The organism is Caballeronia sp. LjRoot31, from assembly GCF_964253885.1.
Taxonomy (GTDB): domain Bacteria; phylum Pseudomonadota; class Gammaproteobacteria; order Burkholderiales; family Burkholderiaceae; genus Caballeronia.
This window is the reverse complement of record NZ_CAXURX020000003.1, coordinates 1,842,106-1,867,411: the sequence shown is the minus strand read 5'-3', so window position 1 is coordinate 1,867,411 and position 25,306 is coordinate 1,842,106. Positions and strand designations below refer to the sequence as shown.

Genomic DNA, 25,306 nt, shown 5'->3' with positions numbered 1-25,306 from the left:
TGGCTCCGCACATCGACAGCTAGTCGTGCGCCACACAATCTCGTACACAAGATTAGCGCGCTAGTCGAACCCTTGACGGCACCAGGACGATAAGTTTTGGGATCCGACAAACTCGACAAAACCGTGCTACATAATCAAGACGGAGACAATCAATGAATGCGCGCGCAGATATTCCACCGCTGCACCGGCAACTGATGCAGCACGACGATATCCTCGGGTACAAATTCGCACCGGGTCTGAAAGTGAGAATCCCCCATGAGGGCGGTGGTTATCTCGTCAAGACCAACAAGGAAGGCTTCCGTTGCGATAACGAAGTGACGTCTAAAAAGCCCCAGGCACGCCGGGTCCTTGTGTTCGGCGACTCTTACACGGCAGGGGATGGCGTCAGCAACGGCAAACGGTATTCAGACGTTCTCGAGCAAACGCTTGAAGATACGGAAGTCCTGAACTTCGGATTGAGCGGCAGCGGTACCGACCAGCAATATCTGATCTTCCAGAAATATGCGAAAGAGATTGAATATGACGCCGCGGTGATCAGTGTCCTCGTGGAGAACATTGAGCGCAACGTCGCAAAATCGCGGGAATGGACGGACCGCTCGGGAGAATCGCTACGCGTATCCAAGCCGTGGTTCGAGTTATCTTCGTCCGGCGACTTGAGCCTGAAGGGCGTGCCAGTCCCGGTGCCGCAGAAGAAAGGATCGGAACAAGTGGCGGACCAGGGTGGGGTGGACGTCCTCGCGACAGCCCGAAAAATGGTGAACAAGTTGGGACCCGGCTTCAAGGACAAGGTCCAGAAACTCACGCGATTCCAGCCCCTTCCGGATTACGACTCGGCGGATAACTATGGCTGGCGGCTTATGCAAGCCATTCTCACCAAGTGGGTATCCGAGTTGAGCGAGTTGAACGTGCCGGTCATGATCGCGGTGATTCCCGTCTACCAGTACGTGGAAAAGACCGCAAGTTATGCGGACGTCCGCAAACGCTTCAATGAGTTTGCGAATGCGACCGGGGCACCCGTCCATCACGTGATAGATGATCTTTGGCCCTACCCCGCCGACGTCCGGAGATCGTTCCGATTTCAATCGGACGTTCACTTGACGCCACTGGCGCATAAAACGATCGGTGAATCGATAGCCAGATATCTCGCACCGTTGCTCGGGGAAAAATAATGACACGATACGTACTGGGTATCTCGGCGTTTTATCACGACTCAGCCGCGGCGATCCTGAAAGACGGAAAGATCATTGCGGCAGCGCAGGAAGAGCGATTCACCCGGCGCAAACACGATCCGGGTTTCCCGCGTGGGGCAATCAATTATTGCCTCGAAGAGGCGGAGATCGACGGCAGCGACTTGGCCGCAATCGCTTTCTACGACGATCCTGCATTGACCGCCGACCGGATCATCAGATCCTCGATTGCATTTGCACCCGAGTCGGAAAAATTCTTCACGAAGGCCGTCAAATCGTTTTTCGGAGTAAAGCCTTATTTCAAGGAGCAGGTTGAGGAAATGCTCAACTGCGACGTGCCCATTTACTTTGCGCGCCATCACTATTCACACGCCGCGTCGGCTTTTTTTCCGTCGCCTTTTGAAGAGGCTGCGGTGCTCTGCGTCGATGGCGTCGGAGAATGGGCTACCACGAGCCTTGGAGTAGGCCGGGGCAGCAAGCTCGATATCCTCAAGGAAATCCGCTATCCGCATTCTCTCGGGCTGCTCTACAGCGCCTTTACGTACTACTGCGGCTTCAAGGTGAATAGCGGTGAGTACAAGTTGATGGGACTTGCACCCTATGGCCAGCCCATTTACGCCGACAAGATCAAGGACCACCTGATCGATATCAAAGCTGATGGCTCATTCAGGCTGAACCTCGATTTCTTCGATTATCACCGGGGTTTGACGCTGACCAACGATCGCTTTCACGAACTCTTCGGTGCAGGACCTCGCCAGCCGGAGTCCAGAATCAGCCGCCGCGAAATGGATCTGGCGGCATCGATCCAGAGCGTGACAGAAGAAGTCATGCTCAAGATCTGCAGGTCCTTGCGAGCGCTCACCGGCGCTTCGAAATTGTGCCTCGCGGGCGGTGTCGCGCTGAACTGTGTAGCCAACGGCAAGATCCTGCGCGCAGGCATTTTCGATGAAATATGGATACAGCCCGCGGCGGGCGACGCCGGCGGCGCCATTGGCGCCGCGTATCTCGCGGACTTCGAGATGTCAGGGGGGCATAGGCCGGCCGTATCGGCGGACTCGGACTCTCAGGGTGGCAGTTTCATCGGGCCTGAATACAAGAACGACGAAATCCTTGCTTTCCTGCAGCGTTCGGGTGCGGTGTATCACCCACTCGACAGTGCAGACGGTGGCGCGGCAGAGATTGCGGCATTGCTCGCCGAGGAGAAGATCGTCGGGATGTTTTCCGGGCGCATGGAGTTCGGTCCCCGGTCGCTTGGCGGCCGCTCCATACTCGGCGATCCGCGCGGCGCGTCGACGCAGTCACGCATGAATCTGAAAATCAAGTTTCGCGAATCGTTCAGGCCTTTTGCGCCGATCGTTCTACGGGAGCGCGCGTCCGAGTATTTCGAACTCGATTCGGACAGCCCTTACATGTTGCTGGTAGCGCCAGTCAAAGAGGCTCATCGTTTGACTCCGGATGCTGCCTCCGATCCCGATGACATGCTTCAGATCGTCAACGCGGTACGAAGCGATGTTCCTGCCATTACGCACGTCGATTACAGCGCCCGTATTCAGACCGTGACGGAGGACGTCAATCCGCGCATGTTCTCCGTGTTGAAAGCGTTCGAATCGTTGACCGGATGTCCGCTCCTCGTGAACACCTCGTTCAATGTTCGCGGCGAGCCGATCGTGTGCACGCCGGAGGACGCGTATCGCTGCTTCATGAGAACGGAAATCGACGTGCTTGTCCTGGGTGACTATGCATTGCATCGCGTTGAACAGACGGTGACTGAAACCGACGATTCCTGGAAACTGGAGTATGAACTTGACTGACGCCGACCTGAATCAATTCTTCGCTTCGAAGCTTGCGCCACTTCAGGCACTCGTTTCGCCGTTCATTCCGGTGAAGGCGGACCCGAGTTGCGAGTCCTACTTCGAAGATGTGTTCGAGCCTGAACCCATTATCAGCCAGGCCGATACGATCACGTCGCTGGTGGATATCTGGCATCGGCTTGGACTCGAACCGCTTGCCGCGCTGGAGCCGGATTTCCGCAAGCTCGCGAACGCACTGCGTGCGACTGACGTGCAAACGCAAAAGGTATCGAACTTCATCTACGCGATGTATTAGGCGTTCGCGAGTCGAGGTGGTGGGCATCGACACGGCAAGCCACGTGCCTCCGTTGCACACCACGGCTTCGCGTTTCGCTGCGTACCCACATCAGTCACGCTGTGTGGCCCACGGAAGTTTCGTGACCAGTTCGTCGAACACTAGCCGTATTCGCTTCGGCACGGGTCCCCGCTGCGGCCGATACACATGCAGCTTCCACGGCTCGGGCTCAAGGCGGCGCAGTATTCGCAGCAGCCGTCCGCTTTTTATATGCGGCCTTACGAGGTACTCCGTGCACTGGCTGAGGCCGATGCCCGCGCATGCGGCATCGATTTCGGCCTCCGTATCGTCTGTCACGAACGCAGGTGAATGCGGCTGGAAATGCCGCTCGCCCCGAAACATCCAGGGCCATGGCCGGCCGCTCGTGCGGTCGATCAGGCTGGTGGCCGGCATGGCTTCCAGATCCTTCAGGTTCTTCGGCTCGCCCCTCCGCTCGATCAATGCGGGCGATCCGACTACCCAGATCGGCAGCGGTCCAATTACACGCGCGACGAAACGGTTGTCGCCAATCACGCCGGCACGCACGCCGATGTCGATCTGCTCATCGACCACGGCGGACGGTGTATCGGAGAGACGCAGGTCCAGGACGATACCGGGGTGGCGCGCCATGAGATCGTTCAGCAGGGGCTGCACGTAGTGCCGTCCCAGTCCGCTCGGCGCGGTGATCCTGACCGTGCCGGAGGCCTCGTCCGAGTCGCCCGCAATCGGGCCGAAGAGCCCGTCAACCGCGCCCAGCGCCGCTTGCGCCTTAAGCGCGAACGACTGGCCGAACGCTGTGATCTGCATGCGCCGCGTGCTCCGGTGGAAGAGCGTTTCCCCCAGTGACTGCTCAAGTTCGCGCACCGCGCGAGTGACGACCTGGGGCGAAACACCGAGGCGCCTCGCCGCCTCGCGAAACGTAGGCGAAGCTGCCGCAGCCGCGAAGATCTTGAGGATTTCAAGTCGGTTCAGCATCGTACGGAGCGCTCCTTTATTCCAGTTGGAAGAACGACGGCTGTTCTGCCGTTTCGGTTTCCTGTTCTCGCCGTACCCCGGAGGGCTTCGTCAAGCGACGACCTCTGGCGTTCCCGAGAGGGGAATTTTCAATGCCTGATTGTTCCATTCTAATTCATCTGTTTCTTACCCATACTTGGCTGCAGGCGTGAGGTGACAGTGATGGATATACCTCACGCTCACTCAACCAATCGGCGGTAACGCCACAGCAAAGAGGGATGAAATCATGAACGCAGTCACGACAACGCAACGCCAGCTCGAAGGCAAGGTCGCGCTGGTCACGGGGGCCAGTTCCGGCATCGGCCGCGCAACGGCGCTGGAGCTCGCCCGGCGCGGCGCAAAGGTAGTGGTCGCGGCCCGTCGCAAGGACGAACTCGATCAGGTGGTCCGCGAAATCGCCGCAGCGGACGGCGAAGCGGCAGCCATCACGGTGGACGTTGCGAACGAGGACGACATCAGGAAGCTGGTGGACTTCACGGTATCGACCTACGGACGGCTGGACGTCGCATTCAATAATGCGGGTACCGAGGGCGTGTTCGCGCCACTCGTCGAACAGGATGCCGCACGCTACGACATGGTGTTCGAGCCCAACGTGCGAGGCGTGCTGAATGCGATGAAGTACGAAGCCCAGGTCATGCTCAAACAGGGATCGGGAAGCATCATCAACAACGCTTCGATGGGCGGCGTGATCGGTTTCGAGAACGCGTCGGTGTACATCGCGAGCAAGCACGCGGTGGTCGGCATGACCAAGAGTGCATCGATCGAATGGTTCCGCCGCGGCGTGCGCGTGAACGCGCTGTGCCCGGGTCTCATCGAGACGCCGTTCCATCACCGTGGCATCTGGCCCTCGGTGGACGTGCAGCAGTCGTTTGCCGCGGGCACGCCAGCGGGGCGCTGGGGCTCGGCCGAGGAGATGGCCACCATAGTGGCGTTCCTGGCATCGGACGATTCGAGCTATGTGTCAGGCCACGCGCTGGTCGCCGACGGCGGTTACTCGATCGCCTGATCCAGGCGGGTCGCTTACGCAGGATTGCCAGGACGGTCTTGGCAACGGGTGAGCGATGGGCCCGCTGGCTGGCGCGCAATATGTTCACTCACCTCTCATGATTTCGCCAAGGATGAATGTCATGAAAGCGCGTCAACTTTTGCGGCTCAGCGTCTCCGGCATGGCAGTGGCCCGCTCGGCGAGGCCGATTTTGCGTACGGCGATCACTCGCGGCTTGTCGTTGCCGCGTCGGCACAACCGGCCGAGGATGGATGGCCGAAACCCGGGACGCTGACGCTGGAAGGCATCGGATAGATCAAGACGGCCTTCCTCGCGGCGGCGCGCCAGCCAAGGCCGATCGCTTATACCTCCGGGCCTTGCCGGCCCAGCTTTCGTTTGGGAATCCTCATTTATCCCATTCGTTTTGCGCTCGTCATAGATTGAGCATCGACATTTCGTTGTCGCCGTAGCGCTTGCCTTCGACGGCGTGCTCCGCAATGACGGCCTCGATCGCGTCGCGATCGGCTTGCGTGAGCGTCACGCTGGCTGATGCGATGTTCTCTTCCAGACGCGCGCGCTTGCGGGTGCCGGGAATGGCCGTGATCCAGGGCTTCTGGGCGAGCACCCAGGCGAGCGCAAGCTGACCCGGGGTGATGCCCTTGCCGCTGGCGATGTCGGTCAGGCCGTCAACCAGCGACAGGTTCTTCTGCATCGCGTCCGGCTGGAAGCGTGGGTGCCGGCGGCGCAGGTCATTTGACGCCAGCGCGTCACCGCGCTTGAATGCGCCAGCCAGAAAGCCGCGGCCGAGCGGGCTGTAAGAGACGAAGCCGATGCCCAGTTCTTCGAGCGCACCCAGCAGTTCCGCCTCCGGGTCGCGGGTCCAGAGCGAATATTCGGTCTGCACGGCCGTGACCGGAAACACCGCATGTGCCCGGCGAATTGTCGCGACGCTCGCCTCGGAAAGTCCGAAGTGCTTTACCTTGCCCGCCTTGACGAGATCGGCGACCGCGCCCGCCACGTCTTCGATCGGCACGTTCGGATCGACACGATGCTGGTAGAAAAGATCGATGTGGTCTGTGCGCAGCCGTTTGAGCGCTTCGTCCGCCACCTGCCTGATGTGCTCGGGACGGCTGTTGATGCCGACCGGCATCGGGCCGCCGGCGGGATCGAGTTCGAAGCCGAACTTGGTCGCGATCACGACTTGTTCCCGCACCGGCTGCAACGCTTCGCCGACCAGTTCTTCGTTAACCTTGGGGCCATAGACCTCGGCTGTATCGAAGAACGTGACGCCGAGCCCGACCGCGTCGCGGATCAGCGTGATCGTCTCCTGCCTGTCGCTCGCGGCGCCGTAGGCCCAGCTCATTCCCATACAGCCAAGGCCGAGCGCGGATACCTCGAGCCCGCTTTTTCCGAGCGTGCGTTTTTCCATCATGTCATCTCTCCTTTGGTTAGCAGGCGCAGCCGCTGTATCAAGGCTGCGCGATGAGTTCAGCGGCCCTCGCATGTGCCGCGCGGCGGCTTTGTTGATCTGCTTGCGGACCGAGCAGCGTACCTTCCACGACGATCGGCTCGAAGCGGGTGATGCCCACCATCCGGCCCCAGGTCCGCAGGTAAGCAACCTGATGATCGAAGTCCGCTTCCGGGTAGTCGCCGCCAAGCGGCGCTCCTCTCGCGGCGATGACGATGAGTTGCTTGCCGGTGAGCAAACCGTTGAGGCTCTGTCCGTCGAACGTGAACAGCAGGTCCTTCTGCGACACCGCATCGATCAAGTGTTTGAGCCGGTACGGAATGCCAAAATTCCACATTGGCGTGCTGATGACAATGACGTCGGCGCGTGTAAAGCGCCCGGCGAGTTGCCCGATCTGCTGCCACGCCTGGTCCTGTTCGGCGCTCAGCGGCGTGCCCTCGAGACCGGCGTATTTCGCGCCGAGCGCCGGGCCATCGAAGGGCGGTAAGTCGGTGTGCCAGACATCGAGGGTATCCACCTCGCCTTGTGGGTAGCGGGCACGCCAGTGCGTGATGAGACCGTGGGCGACATCGAGCGAAGCGGAACGCTCGGCGCGTGGAGACGCGATGACGTGAAGCAGGCGCATGGGACCTTCGACAGGTGAGGTGGGCTGCCTGGATTATGGGCGCGCGAAGAGCAGGAATATAGGGGAACAAGTCAGCATTCAAAATTCCCCGCTGAGGAACAGTGACGTCTTAATCTGCCTGCAATGCCGGTCGCTGTCAGCTCAGTTGCTTGTCGCGTTGAACCTTGCCGAAATGAAGCGACAGGTAGATTCCCATCACAAGGCCTCCTGCAAGTCCCGCTACGGCATCCAGCCCGATATCCGGCATGCTCGCGTGGCGCGCGGCGATCAGAATGCTCAGGGCCAGGTTGGCGAATCCCCACAGGACGTTGACGATCGGCGGAGAATTTCCCACGCCTCTTGGCCGGGCAAACGGCGTAGGAAATGAAAACCCCTGCAAGCCGGAAGCAAGGTGCGGGACGCAATTGCACAGAAGCGCTCCGGCGAGAAACACCCAAACGTGCTGCATGTGATTACCTCGATGGTAGTAGGAAATTGAATGGGGCTGACGCGCCGTGCCGCCGCCTCAGTTATCTGCTATCTGTTATCTGTTGATGAAGCGGCGGCGGCGACGTTCGCGTTCGCCGTGGCGCGCCGCGCGAGGAATCTGGCGGTGGCGGGTCCAATGGCCAGCACGGCGACAAAGCGCGCCATCTGCATGGCCATCACGAAGCGGACATCGACGTTGCTCGACGCCGCGATGATCGCGACAGAATCTGCGCCTCCAGGACTCGTCGCCAGATAGGCCGTGAGGGGATCGACACCGGCTACCGCCACAAGCACTGCGCCTATCGCGCCGCACACCACGATCAAGGCCAGCGAGCATGCAATGATGCGGGGCAACGCCCGAGCGGCATGAGCGAGAAGAGGGCGTGTGAATCTCAGGCCGATTCGCCAGCCCACGAATGCATAGGCAATGGCCAGCAACCAGCGCGGCAGTTCGATGCTCAGCCAGCCATGGTGAACCATGACGACGCCCGCCACGAGGGTCACGAGCATCGGGCCCATGGGGATTCGCAGCCGTTGTCCGAGGAGAGGACCCAGCACCGCGAGGGCAAGCGTCTTGGCGAACGGCAGCCACGCGATTGCAGGAAACCAGGTGACGGCCGCCACGGCGTGATGCGGGTTTGCACCGACTACTTTCGCCAGGACGGAAGCGATTGCCGCAACCATGAGGACTCGCAAGTATTGCATGACCGCAACCAACTGCGCGTCTGCGCCGAAGGCCTCGGCCATCAAGGTCATCACGGTTGCCGCCCCCGGGCTGACGCCCCACAGGGGGGTCGTACCCGGCAGGACACGCATGCGGACCAGAACCCACCCGAGGATGCCGCTTGCCACGATCACGGATAAAACGCCTGCTGCAAAGACCGGCCAATGGACGCCAAGCTCGCCCCCGGTTGATGACGGCAGCATCCTGGCAATCATGCAGCCGATGATCCCCTGCACCGGCACAAATGCATGCCGGGAAAGCCGCAGTTTTCCGCCATTGCCGCTGATAACGATTCCCGCCAGCAGCGGACCGATCAGCATGGCAGCGGGCACGCCGAGCCAGAAGAGGACGGCGCCGAACCCGAGCGAGAGGCCAATGAGCGCAGTCCATTGGACGGCTGGCCTCGATCTTTCAATCCACCCCGAGGGCCGTTGAAGCGTTTGTTGAGTCATGAGCGAACGAGACGTGGGTTGTGCCGTTGTAACTTATGCGATGTATGCGACGGTCCGTTCAGGGCGTCGGGGAAAAGTGTCGTACGTGCCGACAGTCAGCGAAGGCGAGCGGCCAGCCGGTCTGCGTGGAAAGTGCGGCACTTTTGCGAGGGCATCTTCGCAAACAATGTTAGAGGGCATCCTCGCATAAGTCAACGAGAATGCATGAACCCAGGAACGACTGAAGCACGATAGAGCAGTCGGCGAGTAGAGACAGTCCGAATCACGCGGCATGCTAATATGCGAGGAATACCTATCAAATACTCGCATATCGGAAGAGCAGCATGACTTCGTCTACGCCCACTCAGGACTCCCCGCGCGCTTGCGAACCGAAAAGGGAAAGGGGGCGCCTGCGCGTCGCCGCGATCATGGAGGCCGGGGTCGAAGTGTTCACGGAAAAAGGCTATGACTCGGCCACCATGACCGAGATCGCCGCCCGCTCGGGGACCGCGATCGGCTCGCTTTATCGATTCTTTCCGTCCAAGGAATCGCTCGCCGACGCGTTGCTGCTTCGTTACGCGCAGCAAGTAAAGATGGGGCTCGCTGAACTGGAGCAGCAGGTACCGGACATGACGCTTGAAAGCGTGGCCGATGCATTCGTCGACTTCATGCTCGTGCTTCAGTCGCGGCGCAGCTTCGCGGTCGCGCTGGTGGATGCACGCGGGGGCAGCGTCGACGAACGCAAGCGGTTTCGCCAGGCGATGCGCGGGGGCGCGGCGAACATCCTGCGCCAGGCGCTTCCCGACCTGAGCCCGGCGAGGGCGAAGGTCATGGCGGTGGTCCTGCTCCACCTGCTTAAGGGAGTGGTCAGTATTGCCAACGAAGAGGCCGCCGCACGCGCCATGCTGATGGCCGAAATCCGTGAACTCGTTCGCCTCTATCTGGTGTCGGCATCGGGGAAGCGGGCTCAATGAAGCGTGCGCGCTGCGATCAGCTTGCAAGCGTGCGCGGGCAATTCGGCCAGCACCGGCATGCCAAGACTGAGGCCCGGCGTTTCCCGCTGCGTGGCGTGAAGCCGGCACAGTCGATCTAACGACGGGCCCACGGCGGCTTATGCCAGGATGGTTCTGGTCATTACCCGGAAGAAGGGCAAGACGGGCGCGCCACGCACGCGATTAACTCTGCTTGGCTCGTCCGTCTGTGGCAAGACTGCTCTGTGTATCGGACTGATGCAGACGCAAAGGGCGCACAGCGGAGACAAAGACGCCACCGAGAATGCCGACCGCACCGAGCACGCCAAAGGCCAGCGAAAAGTTGCCGGTCATCTGCTTGAGGCCTCCCACCAGCAGTGGCCCGATGAACCCTCCCGCCAGATTGCCGATCCCACCCGTGACGGCAATGGTCGGAATCGCGAGTTCGCGGGGAAAGATGTCCGTGATCAGAGCCGAGACGAGTGGCACATTCATGAACAGAAAGAAGCCGATCAGCGTGAAGACCACCATTTGCAAGAGAATCAGATGGGCGCCCAGACGGGAACCGGCATAGAGCAGCACGCCGATCAGGACGAGCGGGATGGCCACGTGCAGCCGGCGCTCCTGGAAGCGATCCGAGCTATGGGTAATGAAAAGCAGGCCGAGCACGCTCGCGAGATAGGGCAGCGCATTGAGCCAGCCGATCATCTGCGGGCTCACATTCAGCGCGCTGGCCGCCTTGATGGCCGAAGGCAGCCACAGGCCGAATCCATAGGCGACCATGTTGGCCATCGAGTACGTTGCCATGAAGAGCCAGACCGCGGGCTGGCGAAGGACATCGCGCCAGCGTTTGGACAAGCCCGCGCCGGCGAAGGCGGCCTTTTCTTCGGCAAGCCCTTTTTCAAGGCCCGTGCGCTCGTGATCGGGCAACCAATGAGCGGTCTCGATGCCGCTTGGAATGGCTTTCCACCAGACGATCGCCCAGAGCCACGCCGGCAGGCCTTCGAGTACGAACATGGTGTGCCAGTTCGCGTGGGTGAGCACGAAGCCCGAGATCGGACCGGAGAGCAGCGCGCCGAACGGGATGGCCAGGTTCCAGAAGCCGAAGGCCCGGCCTCGCTCGGACTTGACGAACCACTGCGATAGCAGCAGCGACATCGACGCCTATACGGGTCCCTCGGCCAGACCGAGCAAAAAGCGCGCAAGGGACAGCTCATAGACATTGCGCACGAGGCCGGTGGACATCGAAAAGAAACCCCAGAGCAGCAGTGCGCCGAGGATCGTGCGCTTCGCCCCGAAGCGCGGCGCAAGCCAGCCTCCGGCAATGAAGCTGATCAGATAGCCCCAGAAGAATACCCCGGCGACAAAGCCCGCTTGCGAGGACGACAGATCGAGGTCATGCGACATGCTCGGCAGCGCCATGCCGATATTGACGCGATCGAAGTAGGCAATGGTGTAGAGCAGGAAGATGACGGGCATCAGGCGGCGCCAGCGTACCCAGCCGAGCGTATGGAAGGCGTGATCGGGCATCATCGTCCTCCTTGCCGGATCTGTTGCGATACCGTGCAGGGACCACTACAGCAGCGGGGCGGCGTGCCCGCCATGCCCGCCATGCCGACAGGAAATCGCGAAACTGTCATGAACGTCTCCATTGATATTGTCGGGTCGCGCTCGCCGGCGCGATTGTCGGGTGCCTTGATCGACGGCTGACTGCTGACTGCAGACGATCGGCGGCGTGAAAACACACGGACCACTATTCCAGAAGCATCCTGCGCATGACCTTGCCGGAAGCAGTGGTGGGAAGCTCGCTGCGGAATTCAACCTGACGGGGCACCTTGTAGGCCGACATGTTCTCGCGGCTCCAGGCAATCAGCTCACTCTCGCTGACCGAGCCGGACGCCTCGCCCTTCAGGACCACCACAGCCCTCACCACTTCGCCGCGGTTCGCATCCGGCATGCCGACGACCGCCGCTTGGCGCACCATTGGATGCCGGACCAGGATGGCTTCCACGTCTTCGGGAAAGACGCTGTAGCCTGAAACCTTGATCATTTCCTTCGTTCTGCCAAGCAAGGTAAGGTAACCGTCCTCGTCCAGCTTGCCGATGTCGCCGGTATGCAGCCAGCCGTCGCGCAAGGTTTCGGCGGTTTTCCCCGGCTGCTTCCAGTAGCCGTGAAAGTTGCCCGGGCTGCGCAGGACGATTTCACCGTGCTCGCCCACGGGAAGATCGCGTCCGTCAAACGCGTCGACGATCCTGCATTCCACGCCGGGAAGCGGGCGGCCGTTGGTTCCCCAGCGCACCGTGCCCGGCAGCGTGATGACATCGCCCGTATGGGTTTCGGAGAGACCGTAGCCCGCTTCTGTCGCCATGCAGCCCGTGAAGGCTTGCCAGCGCAGCGAGAGCGCTTGCGTCATGCGGATACCGAAACTCGACGCGCTCGTCGTTTGCAGCGACGAAAGGTCGAAGCGCCCGGCGTCGGGCGCATCCATGAGCGCCACGAGCATCGGCGCGATTGCTTTCCAGTAGGTCACCTTGTGCCGCGCGATGGACTCGAGGGTCGAGACCGCGTCGAAGCGGTAGTGAAGGACCGAGGTCGCGCCGCTGAAGAGCGGGATGTCCAGGCCATAGAGCATCCCCGAGATGTGATAAAGGGGAGGGATGGCCAGGTGCACGCCGTTCGCGTCGAGACCACTCAGTTTCGTGATGCCGCTGGTCTTGAACCAGGCGTTGCCGTAACTCAGCATCGCCCCCTTGGGCCGGCCCGACGTGCCCGAGGTGTAGATGAGCAAGGCAATGTCATCCATGTGAAGCCGAGGGCGCGGCGGCGGGTCCGTGCAGCGCGCCATCTCCCAGAGCAGGTCGGTGGTCCCCGGCGCGATCACGCGGGAATGACGGATCTCCTGCGGCACGGCGTAGGTGAGATGCGCCGGCAACATGTCCTGATAGTGGACCAGCAGCACGCTGCGCAAGGCCGTTTCATGCCGGACCTGCTCGACGACCGGATAAAGCGTATCCGCGGCGATGATGACGCGCGCACCCAGATCGCCAAGCTGATACGCCAGTTCGTGACGCTTGAACAGCGGACTGCACGGGCTGACGATCGCGCCCAGTTTCTGGATGCCGAGGAATGCGATCACGAATTGCGGGCAGTTCTGCATGAACAGAACGACGGGCTCGCCTTGCTTCACACCCTCGCGGGCCAGGACCGCCGCGCATGCGTCGCTCGATTGATCGAGCTCAGCGTACGTGATTTCGCGTCCATACCAGACCAGCGCCACCTTGCCGGGTGCGCGCCGCGCGTGCTCTCGCACTTGCTCGTGCAAAGGCGTGGGCATCCCGTGAAGAGGAAGGGGAAACAGCGCAACGCTTTGTGTCATGGGTGACCCGACGCCAATCCGATCGACGATGTACTGACCCGGCGCCGCCTGCGTCACTGTGTCAGCCAGGCGGCGATTCGCTGCAAAGCTCGATGAAATGGACCTCGGCCTCGCGATTCAAAAAAAGAATAGACCAGTCTGTTCAAAAATACAATAATGTTAACCGACGACCCAACGCAACGACCCAACGGACCCGCCTGCCCATCTGATGAGTACTCGACACAAACCCACCGAAGCCACCGAAGCCACCGCGCCGCCTGCGCGAATCGACCGAAAGGCCCGTGCGTCGGCGCGTACCGACACGCGCATGGCGCTGATCCGATGCGGCACGCAGATGTGCACGGAACGCGGCTTCCAGGTAACGAGCATCGACGAACTGCTGCGGCTGGTCGGCGTTCCGAAAGGGTCGTTCTATCACTTCTTTCGCAACAAGCATGAGTTCGGCGAAGCCGTCATAGAGAACTATGCGGCGTATTTCCAGCGCAAGCTGGATCGGCTGCTGAGCGATTCGTCCCGTTCGCCTTTGCAGCGAATGGGCGATTTCGTCGACGAGGCCGTGCGCGGCATGGAGCGCTTCGGCTTTCAGCGCGGCTGCCTGGTGGGCAATCTCGGACAGGAACTCGGCGGTTTGAATGACAGTTTCAGGCATCAATTGGAAGCCGTGCTGCTTGCCTGGCAGCATCGCACCGCTGACTGTTTCCGCGAGGCAATCGCATGCAACGAACTGTCCCCTGATCAGGATTCCGAAGCATTGGCGCAATTTTTCTGGATCGGCTGGGAAGGCGCGATCTTGCGTGCGAAGCTGACGCGCGATGCCGGACCGATGCGGTTGTTCGCCAATATGTTCTTCATGACGCTAGCGAGGAAGCACGATGTTTAAAGCACTGCTGCTTGAGCAGGACGGCACGGAGACCCGGGCACGCGTGGCCTTCGTGGATGAAGCGCAGTTGATGCCGGGTGACGTGACGGTCGCCGTGGAATATTCCACGCTCAACTACAAGGACGCGCTGGCCATCACGGGGCGCGGTCCGGTCGTCAGGCGTTGGCCCATGATCCCGGGTATCGATTTCGCCGGCGTGGTCGAGTCGAGCGAGCATCCGCGTTTTCATGCGGGCGATAAAGTCTTGTTGAACGGCTGGGGCGTCGGGGAAAATCATTGGGGCGGTCTCGCGCAAAAGGCGCGCGTCCCGGGCGATTTCCTGATCGCGTTGCCAGCGTCCATGAGTGCGCGCGACGCCATGGCGATCGGCACCGCCGGCTACACCGCAATGCTGTGCGTGCAAGCGCTTGAGCGCGCCGGGACCGCGCCGGATCAGGGCGAGGTGCTGGTCACCGGCGCCAACGGCGGTGTCGGCAGTTTTGCGGTGGCAATACTCGCGGGGCTGGGCTATCGCGTGATCGCATCGACGGGCCGCGCGGAACATGCCGAGCGCTTGCGGGCGCTCGGCGCGGCGGAGATCATCGACCGGCACACGCTTTCGGAGGCCGGCAAGCCTTTGCAGAAGGAGCGCTGGATCGGCGCGATCGACAGTGTCGGCAGCCATACGCTCGCCAATGTGTGCGCGGGTACCCGATACGGCGGCGCCGTGGCGGCCTGCGGTCTCGCGCAAGGAATGGACTTCCCGTCGACGGTCGCGCCGTTCATCCTGCGCGGCGTCACGCTGGCGGGGATCGACAGTGTCAAGGCGCCGCTGGAGAAACGTCTGTCCGCGTGGGAGCGGCTGTCCAGGGCGATCGACCCGAAGATGATCGCGGCGATTGCCACCGAGATTACGCTTGCCGAAGCCATCCCGACCGCGAGCGCCTTGCTCGACGGAAAGGTCGAGGGGCGCGTCATAGTCAATCCGGACACCTGAAGATGACACTGACCGAAGAGTTCGATTCCGCGCTGCCCGCGGCCGAGCGGGAGTTCATCGAACGATGCCGCCGCTTCGCCGAAATATCGATCGGGCCGCATGCCCGGCAATGGGAATACGCGCGTTCCTCGCCGCGCGATGCCTTGCGGGCTGCCTGCGTCGAAGGCTTCGCCGGCGTCGAACTGGAACGGGAATCAGGCGGCCTGGGCCTGCTGTATTCGGCGAAGATGCGCATGGCGGAGGAGTTCAGCAAGCACGATCTCGCCTTCACCTTTGCGTTGATGCAGCAGCACAACGTGATCGTCAGGCTGGCGGAATCGGCCGCACCGGAGGTCGCGCAACGGCTCGTTGCGCCGATGCTCGAAGGAGAACTGATCGGTTGCACGGCCATGACCGAACCGGGCGCGGGCAGCGACTTCGCCGCCATTGCGACCCGCGCGCGCAAGGTTGCGGGCGGCTGGCGGCTCGATGGCGAGAAAGCGTGGATATCGAATGCATCGGTGGCGGATGTCTGCCTGACTTATGCGCAGACGGACGCCTCTCTCGGCAAGGACGGGATTGCGTGCTTTGTCGTGGAAGCCGGCCGTGACGGCTTCACGCGGCTGCCCGCTTATGAGTTGCACGGCTGCCACGCCATTGGCGTGGGCGGCTTTACGCTTGAAGACTGCTTCGTTCCGGACGACATGCTGCTCTATCCGCCCGGCCAGGGATTCAAGGCGGCAATGCAGGCAGTGAATCGCGCGCGCGTGCATGTCGCGGCGATGAACGCAGGCATGCTCGACGCGTCGCTTGCCGCCGCGTTGCGCTATGGCGCCGAACACCAGGCGTTCCGGCAGCCCTTGCTGGATTTCCAGGGCTTGCGCTGGTCCCTCGTCGATGTGGCGACGGACCTTGAAGCCCTGCGCTTGCTGACGTATCGCGGTGCCCGGCTGATCGATGCGGGCGCCGACGCGCAGGAAGCCGCCGCGATGGCCAAGAAATTCGGCAATGACTGTGCGTCGCGCGGCATTGCCGCGTGCGTCCAGGCGATGGGCGCGAACGGCTTGCTCGCCGGGATTCCGCTTTCACGGCATCTCGCCGCGGCGAAGCTGCTGTGCTACACCGACGGGTCGACCGAGATGATGAATGAACGCATCGGCCACCTGCTTCGCAAGCGCGCAACGCAATGAACGGCTTTCCCGGCCGCCCGGCCTTGCACCTGTCGTGCATGCCGGGCGCCGGTCCATCATGCTTTCATCGGGGCTGCCATCATGAAGATCGTCGAGGTTCGTTCGTTTCCCATTTCCTTTCCTGTTCCTGCCGACAAATCCGTGACGCTGAGTCTCGGCCGCACCGTCAAGCGCGATGCCGTGCTGGTGCGCGTGGAGACCGATGAAGGGATCGTGGGCTGGGGTGAAGCGCATCACGGCCGATGTCCGGGGGCGGTAAGCCGTGTCGTCGATACGACCTTGCGCGATCTGGTGCTCGGCAAGGATGCGTTCGACGTGGTCGGCATCTGGGCCTACGTCTACAAGATGCAGTTGGCCAGTCACGGTGTGGGCGCTGCCGCGAGCATGGCGTTGAGCGGCCTGGATTGCGCGCTGTGGGACATCCGCGCGCAGGCAGCCGGATGGCCGTTGTACCGCCTGCTCGGCGGCGCCAACAAGCCGATCAAGGCTTACGCGGGCGGCATTTCGCTGGGCTGGCAACCTGCGGACATGCTCGCGGACGAAGCGCTCGGGCTTGTCGGGATCGGCTATCGTGCGCTCAAGCTGCGCATGGGCGACACGCCGGCGCGGGACATAGAACGGGTCCAGGCGGTGCGTCGCGCGGTGGGGCCGGACGTCGATATCCTGGTGGACGCCAATACCGCGTACACGGTCGAGGACGTGAGGAAGGTCATGCCGGCCTTCGAGGAAGCGGCCATTGGCTGGCTCGAAGAACCGTTTCCGCCCCACGACCGCCGCTCGTATGCGCAAGGCGCGGCGCTCGGCCGGGTACCGTTTGCTGCCGGCGAAAATCATTTCACGCGGTTCGACTTCAACACGCTGCTCGATGACGGCGTGGTGCGTTTCGTTCAACCGGACTTATCGAAGACCGGCGGCGTGACCGAAGGCATGCGTATCGCGGCGATGGCCAGCGCGCAAAAAATCTCGGTCAACCCGCATACGTCCACCACCGCGCCGAACATGGCGACATCGATCCACTTTCTGTGCGCGATCGAACAGCCGGGTTATTTCGAAGCCGATGTCACCGTGCTCAATCCGTTCCGCGACCATCTGACGAACCGGCCGCCTTACGAACTCGACGCGCAGGGATGCGTCAGCGCCTATGACGACGTGAGCGTGGGTATCGTGATAAACGAAGCGTTCGTGAAGGAACATCCGCTGATCGACGGCCCCTGCTATGTCTGAGCATCCGGCGCCGAGGCGAGACGCCCGAGGTGCTCGACCAGCGCGCGGGCGGCGGACGGCAGGCTGTCCAGGTCCCTGATCATGATGCAGATCATCGGATGCGCCCACGCGTCGGTAAGCGGAATGAACCGCAGGTTGTGCATCCTGCCGTAGGTCGCTTCCAGGAACGACGGTACGACGCCGATGCCCAATCCCAGTCCGATCATGTTGCAGACGCTGTCGAATCCCCGCACCCGGATGCGCGTCTTCTTGGCCGCTGAACTTTGCCGGGCCGCGTAGTCCAGCAGTTGCGACAAGGCGCTGGCCTGGTTTTGTTCGACTTGCTCGTATTTCAGCGTCTCGGCGTAGCGGACATCCCTGCGTCTTGCGAGCGGGTGTTTCGCGGGCACGGCAACCGCGAGGTCATAGCGCTTGTACGGGATCAGGCGCAAGCCTTCATGACCGAAGAAATCGGGACCGAGGCCAATATCGGCGCGACCCTCGGCCACGTCGCGCACGATGAACGGCGTCTCGTGCTCTTCGAGGTCGATCTTGACGCCCGCATGCTGCTTGACGAACCGCTGTATCTGCGAGGGCAGGCCGGCCGCGAGCGCCGACGCGCTGATACGCACGCGAATGTGGCCGCGCACGCCCTGGGCGTACTCGGACATCTCTGTCTGCATATGGTCGAGCGCCTGGACGACCATGCGGGCGTGGTGTGCCATCGCTTCCCCGGCAGGCGTGAGCCGGATGCCATGCTGGCCCCGCTCGACGAGCGCCACGCCCGTCATCGACTCCAGTTGCGAAAGCCGTTTGCTCACCGCCGAGGCGACGATATGTTCGCGGGCGGCGGCCTTCGCGATACTGCCTTCCTCGGCGATCGCCACGAAGAGCCGGGCGGAGGTGGTATCCAGTCTGCGCATAGGCGAGCCATCTCATTCGGAGAGGGGGGGAGCCTTCAATCGTCGCTTGGCGGTTGGCGCGCGTCGCGGCGATCATATGTGTCGGCCCGGGGCTGCCGAAGCAGGCACTCGATTGTCTCACCAACGCCCTCACCAACGCCCCGTCATTACGACAGCCTGGAGATCCACACGATGAACCCGTCCAACGCCGAACCGCAACCCCATCACGACGATCGATTCGTCGAAGTCACCGAAGTCGGCACGCGCGACGGCTTGCAGATCGAACCGGTCATGATCCCGGCCGCCCGCAAGATCGGCTTGATCAACGACATGATCGCCGCAGGCATCGGCAGCATCGAGGTGACGTCGTTCGTTTCGCCCAAGGCCGTGCCGCAGTTGGCCGACGCGGAGGAGGTGATCGACGGCATCACGCGCGCTCCCCATACGCGCCTGCTGGCGCTGGTGCCGAACCTGCGGGCGGCCGAACGCGCCGTCGAAACCTCGCTCGACGCGGCGGTACTCGTGTGTTCGGCATCAAACACGCACAACCGCAAGAACCTCAACCGCAGTGTGGACGAGACGCTCGCCGGCGTTCCTTCGGTCGTCGCCCGGCTCGCCGAAGGCAACCGCCGCGAGCGTCGCATCGACGTGATCGGCGCGGTCGCGACGGCGTTTGGCTGCCCGTTCGAAGGCGACATCGCGGTGGACGACGTGCTGAAGATAGCCCGGGCGTATGTCGAGGCGGGCGCCAGCCAGGTGACGCTCAGCGACACGACGGGGATGGCGACGCCGGCCAACATCCGCACGCTGGTGCGCGCGGTGCGCGCCGCGTTGCCCGGCACGCCGCTCGCGCTGCATCTGCACAATACGCGGGGCGTGGGGCTGGCGAACGTGCTCGTCGGACTGGAAGAGGGCATCCGCCGCTTCGATTCATCGGTCGGCGGTCTGGGTGGCTGTCCGTTCGCGGCGGGCGCGACCGGCAACATCTGCACCGAGGACCTGCTGTTCCTCCTGGAAGGCAGCGGCTACGAGACCGGGGTGGACCTGGAAGCGGCCATTGCCGTGGCGCACAAGATGGAGAAGCTGCTCGGCAAGCGCCTGGTGGGGCAAGTCATGCGCGCCGGTCCACGCCTGCGCCTGCATGACGCAGGCACTGTCGCCACGGCCGCGGGCTGAGTGATGACGCGACCCTTGTCCGGCATCCGGGTTATCGACCTGACGCGCATCCTGTCGGGCCCCTTCTGCACGATGCTGCTTGGCGACATGGGCGCCGACGTGGTGAAGATCGAGGCGCCGCGCAACCCGGATCCGATTCGCGCCCAGGGCACGATCGTCAACGGACTGAGCACGTACTTCGCGGCATTCAATCGCAACAAGCGGTCGATGACCGTCGATCTGCGCACTGAAGAAGGCAAGCTGCGGATGGCCGCGCTGCTGGCGCGCGCGGATGTGCTCGTCGAAAACTTCCGGCCCGGCGTGCTCGCGGCAATGGGATTTTCCGCCGAGCGGCTGGACGAGATCAACCCGCGGCTGATCGTGGCCAGCATCAACGGCTACGGTTCGAGCGGACCTTATGCACAACGTCCGGCTTTCGACTTTGTCACGCAAGCCATGAGCGGCTTCATGAGCCTGAACGGCGACGAAGGCGGCAAGCAGTTTCGGGCAGGCATTCCGGTGACGGACCTCGTCGCCGGGCTCTACGCGGCGTTCGGCATCGTCAACGCCTTGCGCGCGCGGGACCAGACCGGCCGCGGGCAACGCGTCGAAGCGGCGATGATGGACTCGATCATGAGCCTCTTCGCCTGGTATGCCTCCGATCATCTTGCGACCGGCGAAACGCCGCGCAGAACGGGCAACGATCATCCCATCACCGCGCCGTATGGCATGTTCAACGGCCGCGACGGTGATATCGCCGTGGCCTTGAGCACGGAAGCGGTGCTCGACCGTTTCCTTGAAGTCGTGGGTCTCAGCGACCTGCGCGCCGACCCGCGCTTTCGCACGAATACCCTGCGCATGCACAACCGCGATCAGCTCAACGCTATTGTCAACGAACGCATTGGTTCGGATACCCAGGCGAACTGGGTTCATCGGCTGAACGCGGCGGGCGTGCCCTGCGGTCTCGTGCAGAGCCTGCCGGAAGCGTTCCACGATCCGCAGACGCTGCATCGCGAGATGGTGATCGAAGTCGATCACCCGGGACACGGCCCGGTTCGCATGCTCGGGTTTCCGGTCAAACTCTCCGATACCCCCTGCACCGTGCGCTATCCGGCGCCAAGGCACGGCGAGCACACGCAGGAAATCATTTCGGAGTGGGAAATATAACGGCCGCTATCGAACACGGGAAAATAAACGATGTCTTATCCACTGGATCCGGGTTTCTCCCTCGACTTTACGGATTTGCGGATTGTCGCGCGGGGCCTGACACGCCCCGAATGCGTGCTGGCGCTGTCCGATGGCACGCTCGTCGCGGCGCATGGAGCCGCCGGCTATTCGCTGATTGACGCGCACGGCCGCGTCGAGCACACGCTGATACGGCAACCCGGCCCGCGCGCCTATCTGCCCAACGGTATCGCGGTGGCGCCGGACGGCCGGGTCCTCTTCGCCGATCTCGGCAAGGATGTTGGCGGTATCTTCGCAATCGATGCCGCCGGCAATGTCGAATCGATCCTCGACGCGCTTGACGGGCAGCCCCTGCCGCCGAGCAACTTCGTTCTGGTCGATGGCGAAGGCCGACTCTGGTTCACCGTCAGCACCCGCAAACGGCCGCGTACCGACGCATGGAATCATCGTGTGGCTGATGGCTTCATCGGTGTCGTGGACGCGCGCGGGGCCCGCATCGTCGCGGACGGCATCGGCTATACAAACGAAATTGCCTTCTCTCCCGATGGGCACTGGCTCTACGTCAACGAAACCTATAACCAGCGCGTCAGCCGGTTTTCACTGCAACCCGGCGCCGTACTGGGCGCCAAGGAAGTCATGGCCGAGTTCGATGGCGCGGATCTGCCCGATGGCCTGACCTTCGACGCCCACGGCGGCGCGTGGATCACGTGTATTGGCAGTAACCGGCTCGTGGTCCTGCGCCCGGATGGGAACATGCAGGCGGTGCTGTCGGATACGGATACCGCCTATGCAGAAGGGCTGGCGCGCAAGTTGCGCGAGGGCACGCTTGCGCAGGAAGACATGAAGACCGCGGGACAGTCCCGCCTCGGGAATATTTCCAGCCTTGCGTTCGGCGGTCCGCAACTGCGCACCGCCTATCTCGGTTGCCTGCTCGATGATTGCATACGCGCCTTCGAAAGCCCGGTGCCGGGCCTGGCTCCGGCCCACTGGCAAAGGCGCGTACGGTCGCAACCAGGCGGACGGCTGGCCTAGAACCTGTGCCGCATGCCCACGGTGACGCCCAACTGCCGGTTGTTGTTCGACGCCGTGGACATGCCGAAGATATCGGCGCCGATCTTCAGCCCGTCTTCGCTCACCTGCTGTACCTCGGTCTGGATATAGACGTCGGTACGCTTGGACAGCAGGTAGGAGGTCTGGAGGCTGAGCTGATTCCACTTCGGATTGCGCCCGTTGAGCTTGCCGTCCGTGTAGGTATAAGCACCGGAAACCGACCAGGCCGGCGTGAACATGTATCGGACATTGGCTTCGTAGTTGTTAAAGCGTGCGTTGTCCCCGTTCAGGCTGAGTCCGCCGCTCACCCCGGATGAACTGGAAAGGATTGCGAACGGATTGTCGAGCAAGGTCTGCGTGAACACCAGGCCGAGCGTAAGCTGGCCGAGCGTATAGTTGGCGCCGGCGCCCCAGGTGCGCTGGCGCGAGGCGGTAAAGGTATTGTCCGAAACAATCGCGCCGTTGCTGTTGCTGATCTGCTGCACGCCGCCGGTGAGCGCGACGGTATTGTTGAATTGCAGGTAGGACGCCACGAGATTCAGGCCGCCGTAGATATACGACGTGGCGAAACTGTAGGCGCGGTTGTTGGCAAAGTCCCCGGCCGCGTTGGAGAAGCCGTACATGCCGCTCACGAGCAAGCCGTGGAAGCGCGGGCTCGTGTATTTGACGGAATTGTCCACCCGCAGCGATCCATTGAGGTTGTCGTTGTCGAACGGATGGGCGAACTGCGTGCCGCCCGCAATGGTTCCGGTCAGCGAAAGCGGCCCGAGATAGTCGAAGATGCTGGTGTACTGCCTGCCGAATGTGGCTGAACCATATTGGTTGCTCGCGAGGCCCACGAATGCCTGCCTGCCGAATTCGCGGCCGCCTTGCGCAAGCGTGCCGGTCGGCAAGGTGAAGCCGCTTTCCAGGGTCAGGATGGCGCTCAAGCCGCCGCCGAGGTCTTCGACTCCGCGCAGTCCCCACCGGTCGCCCTGGATCTGACTGGTCGTTTCCTGGATGTTGCGGTGGCCGTTCTGATTGGTGGTGTAGGTCAGGCCGGCATCGAGCAGGCCATACAGCGTCACGCTGCTTTGCGCATGAGACGTCTGCGCGCACAGGCCGAGAATGGCGGCCAGACAGGCAACAGTTTTCACTCTTCACTCCTTTGGGTTGGAATCGTATGGGCAGCCGGATGCCGGCCGTCGAGAAAACGCGGCATCGCATGGACGAAGGGGAAAGCAATCGCGGCGTAAGGTCCGTTACCCTGGACCTTGCGCCGTGGACAACGAGTTCTAGTGCGTCACGACAGTGTCCGCCGAAGCCTCGTACTCCTGATAATTCGGCTTGGCGATGATGTAGACCACCATCGCCGCCGCTGCGAACAGGGCGTAGCCGAGAATGTAGAAGCTATTGGAGAGGTTGCCGCCCCGGGCAAAGAAGCCGACCACGAGAGGACCGACCACGCCGCCGCAGCTCGCGAACACGTTGATCAGCGCGACCGACGGCGCGGCCTGGTTGCGTGGCACCTTGCTCAGCACCCAGGCCCACCACGTCCCGCCGGGCGAATACAGTCCGGCGCCCGCAATGCAGAACATCACCATCGAGAACGGCAGGCCGCCATCCACATAGTGCTGGGTGAGCAGCGCGACACCCGAGACGATCAACGGCAACGCGACAAACCAGCCGCGCGAGATGGTCGACGGCCGATCCGAGAGCCATGAGTTGAGAAACATCGAGATGGCGCCGAATAACGGCGGCAGGGCGGTCAGCCAGCCCACGGCCTGGAAGCCACTGACGAAATGCTGCTTGATGAGGCTCGGCATCCAGAGGCCGAAGCTGAAGATCACCATGATCCAGCAGAGCGCCGCAAAGGACAGCAGCCATACGGTCGGGCGCAGCAATACGCCTGAGAACGTACCGTCCGCGCCCACGCCGGCGAGACGCCGCTGCACGATGAAATCCCGCTCGGCAGGGCTGATCCAGCGGTCCTTCGCCGGATCGTCCGAAACGAAGAACCAGATCAGCAGGGCCATCGCAACGGCGGGGATGCCTTGCAGGATGAACATGGTCTTCCAGTGAAAGACATCGATCATCCAGCCGGCAAGCGGCGCCATTACAACCGACGACAACGGCAGTGCGTATTGCGCGAAGGCAATCCCGCGCGCGCGTTCGCGAGCCGGGAACCAGCGCACGAAAATGACCGCGAACGATGGCCAGATCACGCCCTCCGCCAGTCCCATCACCACCCGTACCGCCAGCAAGGCCGGAAGGCTGTGAACCAGGCCCGTGAGGCAGGCGGTCGCGCCGGTGATCGTCATGGCCACCGCGATTACGCGGCTGGGGCCGATCCTGCTCGCGAGCCATCCGCCGGGAATCTGCGTGACCAGGTATCCCCAGAAGAACGCCGACAGCAGCGCGCCGGTGATCGTGGTGCCCAGTTGCAGGTCATGCGCCATCTGCGGCGCCGCCACGCCGATGTTCGAGCGGTCGGCAAAGGCGATCAGATAGCTGATGAACACCAGCAAGCCGATGCGCTTCCACCTCGTTTTCCCGATTTTCGCTCCGTCGTCCCGAATCTGCATCTTTGTCTCCTGAATTTTGCGGTTAGCAAATGTCTTTGTTTTCAGTGCGGGCATTCAACACTTCCAGCGCTTCCTTAGCGCGATGTTTCGTTTTCGAACGACGCCAGTTCTTCAGCGAGAATCGGCAGGGTGACTTCGAAACTGTGTATGCCCATGATGCTGGCCAACTGCATGACCTCCAGCACTTCCGCCGGGGTCGCACCATACGCGAGCGCATTCTCGATATGCACCAGGGTGCCGGGCAGGTATTGATGGGTGACGGAAACATCCACCGCGATGTACATGAACTCCTTCACCTTCGGGTCGAGCGTTCCGCTGACCCACGGAACAGCCGAAAACGTGGTGAACGCTTCGAAGTAGTCGGGATCGAGCGCGAGCAGCCCGTCCCAGATCGGGCTCCAGTAGCCGCGCTTGGCCTCGAAATCGGCCTTGATGGCCTGGCGCCTCGCGTCGGGGTGGCTCAGGTCGAGCGCGCGTGCGGGATCGTGTGCGACCTTCTCGGCGAGGGCCGGCATGCCGATCACGCAGGCGTGCACGCCGATCACGCTCACCAGTTGCAATACTTCGAGCAGTTCTTCCTTGCTGGCGCCCAGACGCAGTGCGTCGCGGCAGTGCCTCCGTACGCCCGGCGCGTAGAGGTGGGTGACCGAGGCGTCGAGCGCGAGACTGACGAGAGCCTTTGTCTTGGGGTCGAGCGGCCCCGAGCGATGCGGCGAGCCCGCAAAGTCCAGATAGGCGCGTACGAATTCCGGGCTGCTGTCTATCAGGGACGCGAGCGTGTCGGGCCAGTAACCGCCATGGCGGACAAACGTTTCGACCTGTTCGCGTAACGATATCATTCAGTAATCC

The 25,306-nt window shown here is 62.5% G+C and carries 23 protein-coding genes and 2 pseudogenes; 12 read left to right on the top strand and 13 right to left on the bottom strand.

Going from position 1 to position 25,306, the window contains the following annotated elements:
- Positions 1-152: 152 nt before the first annotated feature.
- Genes ACSQ8V_RS37075 through ACSQ8V_RS37065 form a run of 3 tightly spaced genes read left to right on the top strand, consistent with a single transcriptional unit; the run spans position 153 to position 3,293 of the window.
- Positions 153-1,169 (top strand): SGNH/GDSL hydrolase family protein, encoded by a 1,017-nt coding sequence (locus ACSQ8V_RS37075; protein WP_436209126.1) that lies wholly within the window; start codon positions 153-155, stop codon positions 1,167-1,169.
- Positions 1,169-2,998, top strand: coding sequence for a carbamoyltransferase family protein (locus ACSQ8V_RS37070; protein ID WP_436209125.1), 1,830 nt, complete (start codon positions 1,169-1,171; stop codon positions 2,996-2,998). Before ACSQ8V_RS37075 ends, ACSQ8V_RS37070 begins: the two co-directional genes overlap by 1 nt.
- Positions 2,985-3,293: a hypothetical protein gene (locus ACSQ8V_RS37065; RefSeq protein ID WP_436209124.1), complete on the top strand. Its 309-nt coding sequence runs from the start codon at positions 2,985-2,987 to the stop codon at positions 3,291-3,293. Before ACSQ8V_RS37070 ends, ACSQ8V_RS37065 begins: the two co-directional genes overlap by 14 nt.
- 90 nt (positions 3,294-3,383) lie before the next feature.
- On the opposite strand, the gene ACSQ8V_RS37060 is transcribed toward ACSQ8V_RS37065, so the two are convergent.
- Positions 3,384-4,286, bottom strand: a complete 903-nt coding sequence (locus tag ACSQ8V_RS37060) for a LysR family transcriptional regulator (RefSeq protein ID WP_436209123.1) — start codon at positions 4,284-4,286, stop codon at positions 3,384-3,386.
- Positions 4,287-4,551: 265 nt separating this feature from the next.
- On the opposite strand from ACSQ8V_RS37060, the gene ACSQ8V_RS37055 reads away from it, so the two are divergent.
- Entirely contained in the window at positions 4,552-5,331 is a 780-nt protein-coding gene (locus tag ACSQ8V_RS37055; RefSeq protein ID WP_213763671.1) for an SDR family NAD(P)-dependent oxidoreductase, read from the top strand.
- A gap of 412 nt (positions 5,332-5,743) precedes the next feature.
- On the opposite strand, the gene ACSQ8V_RS37050 is transcribed toward ACSQ8V_RS37055, so the two are convergent.
- The 4 genes from ACSQ8V_RS37050 to ACSQ8V_RS37035 form a co-directional block, all read right to left on the bottom strand.
- Positions 5,744-6,739: an aldo/keto reductase gene (locus ACSQ8V_RS37050; protein WP_213763851.1), complete on the bottom strand. Its 996-nt coding sequence runs from the start codon at positions 6,737-6,739 to the stop codon at positions 5,744-5,746.
- A gap of 40 nt (positions 6,740-6,779) precedes the next feature.
- Positions 6,780-7,403 carry an FMN-dependent NADH-azoreductase gene (locus ACSQ8V_RS37045; protein ID WP_436209122.1) on the bottom strand — a complete coding sequence of 208 codons (624 nt, stop codon included), beginning with the start codon at positions 7,401-7,403 and terminating at the stop codon, positions 6,780-6,782.
- A gap of 136 nt (positions 7,404-7,539) precedes the next feature.
- Positions 7,540-7,851: a hypothetical protein gene (locus ACSQ8V_RS37040; RefSeq protein WP_436209121.1), complete on the bottom strand. Its 312-nt coding sequence runs from the start codon at positions 7,849-7,851 to the stop codon at positions 7,540-7,542.
- A gap of 68 nt (positions 7,852-7,919) precedes the next feature.
- The gene (locus tag ACSQ8V_RS37035; protein ID WP_436209120.1) at positions 7,920-9,047 is read right to left on the bottom strand and encodes an AbrB family transcriptional regulator; all 1,128 of its coding nucleotides are present in this window, start codon (positions 9,045-9,047) and stop codon (positions 7,920-7,922) included.
- A gap of 323 nt (positions 9,048-9,370) precedes the next feature.
- Between ACSQ8V_RS37035 and ACSQ8V_RS37030 the strand changes: the two genes are divergently transcribed.
- Positions 9,371-10,000 carry a TetR/AcrR family transcriptional regulator gene (locus tag ACSQ8V_RS37030; protein WP_436185068.1) on the top strand — a complete coding sequence of 210 codons (630 nt, stop codon included), beginning with the start codon at positions 9,371-9,373 and terminating at the stop codon, positions 9,998-10,000.
- Here the strand turns inward: ACSQ8V_RS37030 and ACSQ8V_RS37025 are convergent.
- The 4 genes and pseudogenes from ACSQ8V_RS37025 to ACSQ8V_RS37010 all read right to left on the bottom strand — a co-directional run.
- Positions 9,994-10,115 (bottom strand): annotated as a pseudogene (locus ACSQ8V_RS37025) (polyamine ABC transporter ATP-binding protein); the annotation flags it as partial. The gene ACSQ8V_RS37030 and the pseudogene ACSQ8V_RS37025 overlap by 7 nt on opposite strands.
- A gap of 86 nt (positions 10,116-10,201) precedes the next feature.
- Positions 10,202-10,780 carry an MFS transporter gene (locus ACSQ8V_RS37020; RefSeq protein WP_436209268.1) on the bottom strand — a complete coding sequence of 193 codons (579 nt, stop codon included), beginning with the start codon at positions 10,778-10,780 and terminating at the stop codon, positions 10,202-10,204.
- Positions 10,757-11,476: pseudogene (locus tag ACSQ8V_RS37015) on the bottom strand (MFS transporter); the annotation flags it as partial. The pseudogene ACSQ8V_RS37015 and the gene ACSQ8V_RS37020, both read right to left, overlap by 24 nt.
- A gap of 274 nt (positions 11,477-11,750) precedes the next feature.
- On the bottom strand, positions 11,751-13,373 hold the full coding sequence (locus ACSQ8V_RS37010; protein WP_436209119.1) for an AMP-binding protein: 1,623 nt from the start codon (positions 13,371-13,373) through the stop codon (positions 11,751-11,753).
- A gap of 208 nt (positions 13,374-13,581) precedes the next feature.
- Between ACSQ8V_RS37010 and acuR the strand changes: the two genes are divergently transcribed.
- The 4 genes from acuR to ACSQ8V_RS36990 all read left to right on the top strand — a co-directional run bounded on the left by acuR (position 13,582) and on the right by ACSQ8V_RS36990 (position 17,622).
- A complete protein-coding gene (gene acuR, locus ACSQ8V_RS37005) occupies positions 13,582-14,253 on the top strand; it encodes an acrylate utilization transcriptional regulator AcuR (RefSeq protein WP_436185066.1) in 672 nt (223 codons plus the stop codon).
- A complete protein-coding gene (gene acuI / locus ACSQ8V_RS37000; RefSeq protein WP_436185065.1) occupies positions 14,246-15,229 on the top strand; it encodes an acrylyl-CoA reductase (NADPH) in 984 nt (327 codons plus the stop codon). The genes acuR and acuI overlap by 8 nt, the downstream gene beginning before the upstream one ends.
- Before the next feature lie 2 nt (positions 15,230-15,231).
- Positions 15,232-16,398: an acyl-CoA dehydrogenase family protein gene (locus ACSQ8V_RS36995; protein ID WP_436185064.1), complete on the top strand. Its 1,167-nt coding sequence runs from the start codon at positions 15,232-15,234 to the stop codon at positions 16,396-16,398.
- An 81-nt stretch (positions 16,399-16,479) separates the two neighbouring features.
- Positions 16,480-17,622: a mandelate racemase/muconate lactonizing enzyme family protein gene (locus ACSQ8V_RS36990; RefSeq protein WP_436185063.1), complete on the top strand. Its 1,143-nt coding sequence runs from the start codon at positions 16,480-16,482 to the stop codon at positions 17,620-17,622.
- Here the strand turns inward: ACSQ8V_RS36990 and ACSQ8V_RS36985 are convergent.
- Entirely contained in the window at positions 17,613-18,524 is a 912-nt protein-coding gene (locus ACSQ8V_RS36985; RefSeq protein WP_436185062.1) for a LysR family transcriptional regulator, read from the bottom strand. The genes ACSQ8V_RS36990 and ACSQ8V_RS36985 overlap by 10 nt on opposite strands.
- 171 nt (positions 18,525-18,695) lie before the next feature.
- Between ACSQ8V_RS36985 and ACSQ8V_RS36980 the strand changes: the two genes are divergently transcribed.
- From ACSQ8V_RS36980 to ACSQ8V_RS36970, 3 genes are read left to right on the top strand one after another with little or no spacing between them, the layout of a single operon-like run.
- Complete coding sequence (locus ACSQ8V_RS36980; RefSeq protein WP_436185061.1) at positions 18,696-19,679, top strand: hydroxymethylglutaryl-CoA lyase; 984 nt, start codon at positions 18,696-18,698, stop codon at positions 19,677-19,679.
- A gap of 3 nt (positions 19,680-19,682) precedes the next feature.
- Positions 19,683-20,825: a CaiB/BaiF CoA transferase family protein gene (locus tag ACSQ8V_RS36975; RefSeq protein WP_436185060.1), complete on the top strand. Its 1,143-nt coding sequence runs from the start codon at positions 19,683-19,685 to the stop codon at positions 20,823-20,825.
- Positions 20,826-20,855: 30 nt separating this feature from the next.
- On the top strand, positions 20,856-21,875 hold the full coding sequence (locus tag ACSQ8V_RS36970; RefSeq protein ID WP_436185059.1) for an SMP-30/gluconolactonase/LRE family protein: 1,020 nt from the start codon (positions 20,856-20,858) through the stop codon (positions 21,873-21,875).
- On the opposite strand, the gene ACSQ8V_RS36965 is transcribed toward ACSQ8V_RS36970, so the two are convergent.
- The 3 genes from ACSQ8V_RS36965 to ACSQ8V_RS36955 all read right to left on the bottom strand — a co-directional run bounded on the left by ACSQ8V_RS36965 (position 21,872) and on the right by ACSQ8V_RS36955 (position 25,296).
- Positions 21,872-23,029, bottom strand: a complete 1,158-nt coding sequence (locus ACSQ8V_RS36965; RefSeq protein ID WP_436185058.1) for a porin — start codon at positions 23,027-23,029, stop codon at positions 21,872-21,874. The two genes, ACSQ8V_RS36970 and ACSQ8V_RS36965, sit on opposite strands and share 4 nt — an antisense overlap.
- A gap of 138 nt (positions 23,030-23,167) precedes the next feature.
- Positions 23,168-24,457 carry an MFS transporter gene (locus ACSQ8V_RS36960; RefSeq protein WP_436185057.1) on the bottom strand — a complete coding sequence of 430 codons (1,290 nt, stop codon included), beginning with the start codon at positions 24,455-24,457 and terminating at the stop codon, positions 23,168-23,170.
- Between the two features lie 74 nt (positions 24,458-24,531).
- Positions 24,532-25,296: a carboxymuconolactone decarboxylase family protein gene (locus tag ACSQ8V_RS36955; protein WP_213763655.1), complete on the bottom strand. Its 765-nt coding sequence runs from the start codon at positions 25,294-25,296 to the stop codon at positions 24,532-24,534.
- Positions 25,297-25,306 lie beyond the last annotated feature (10 nt).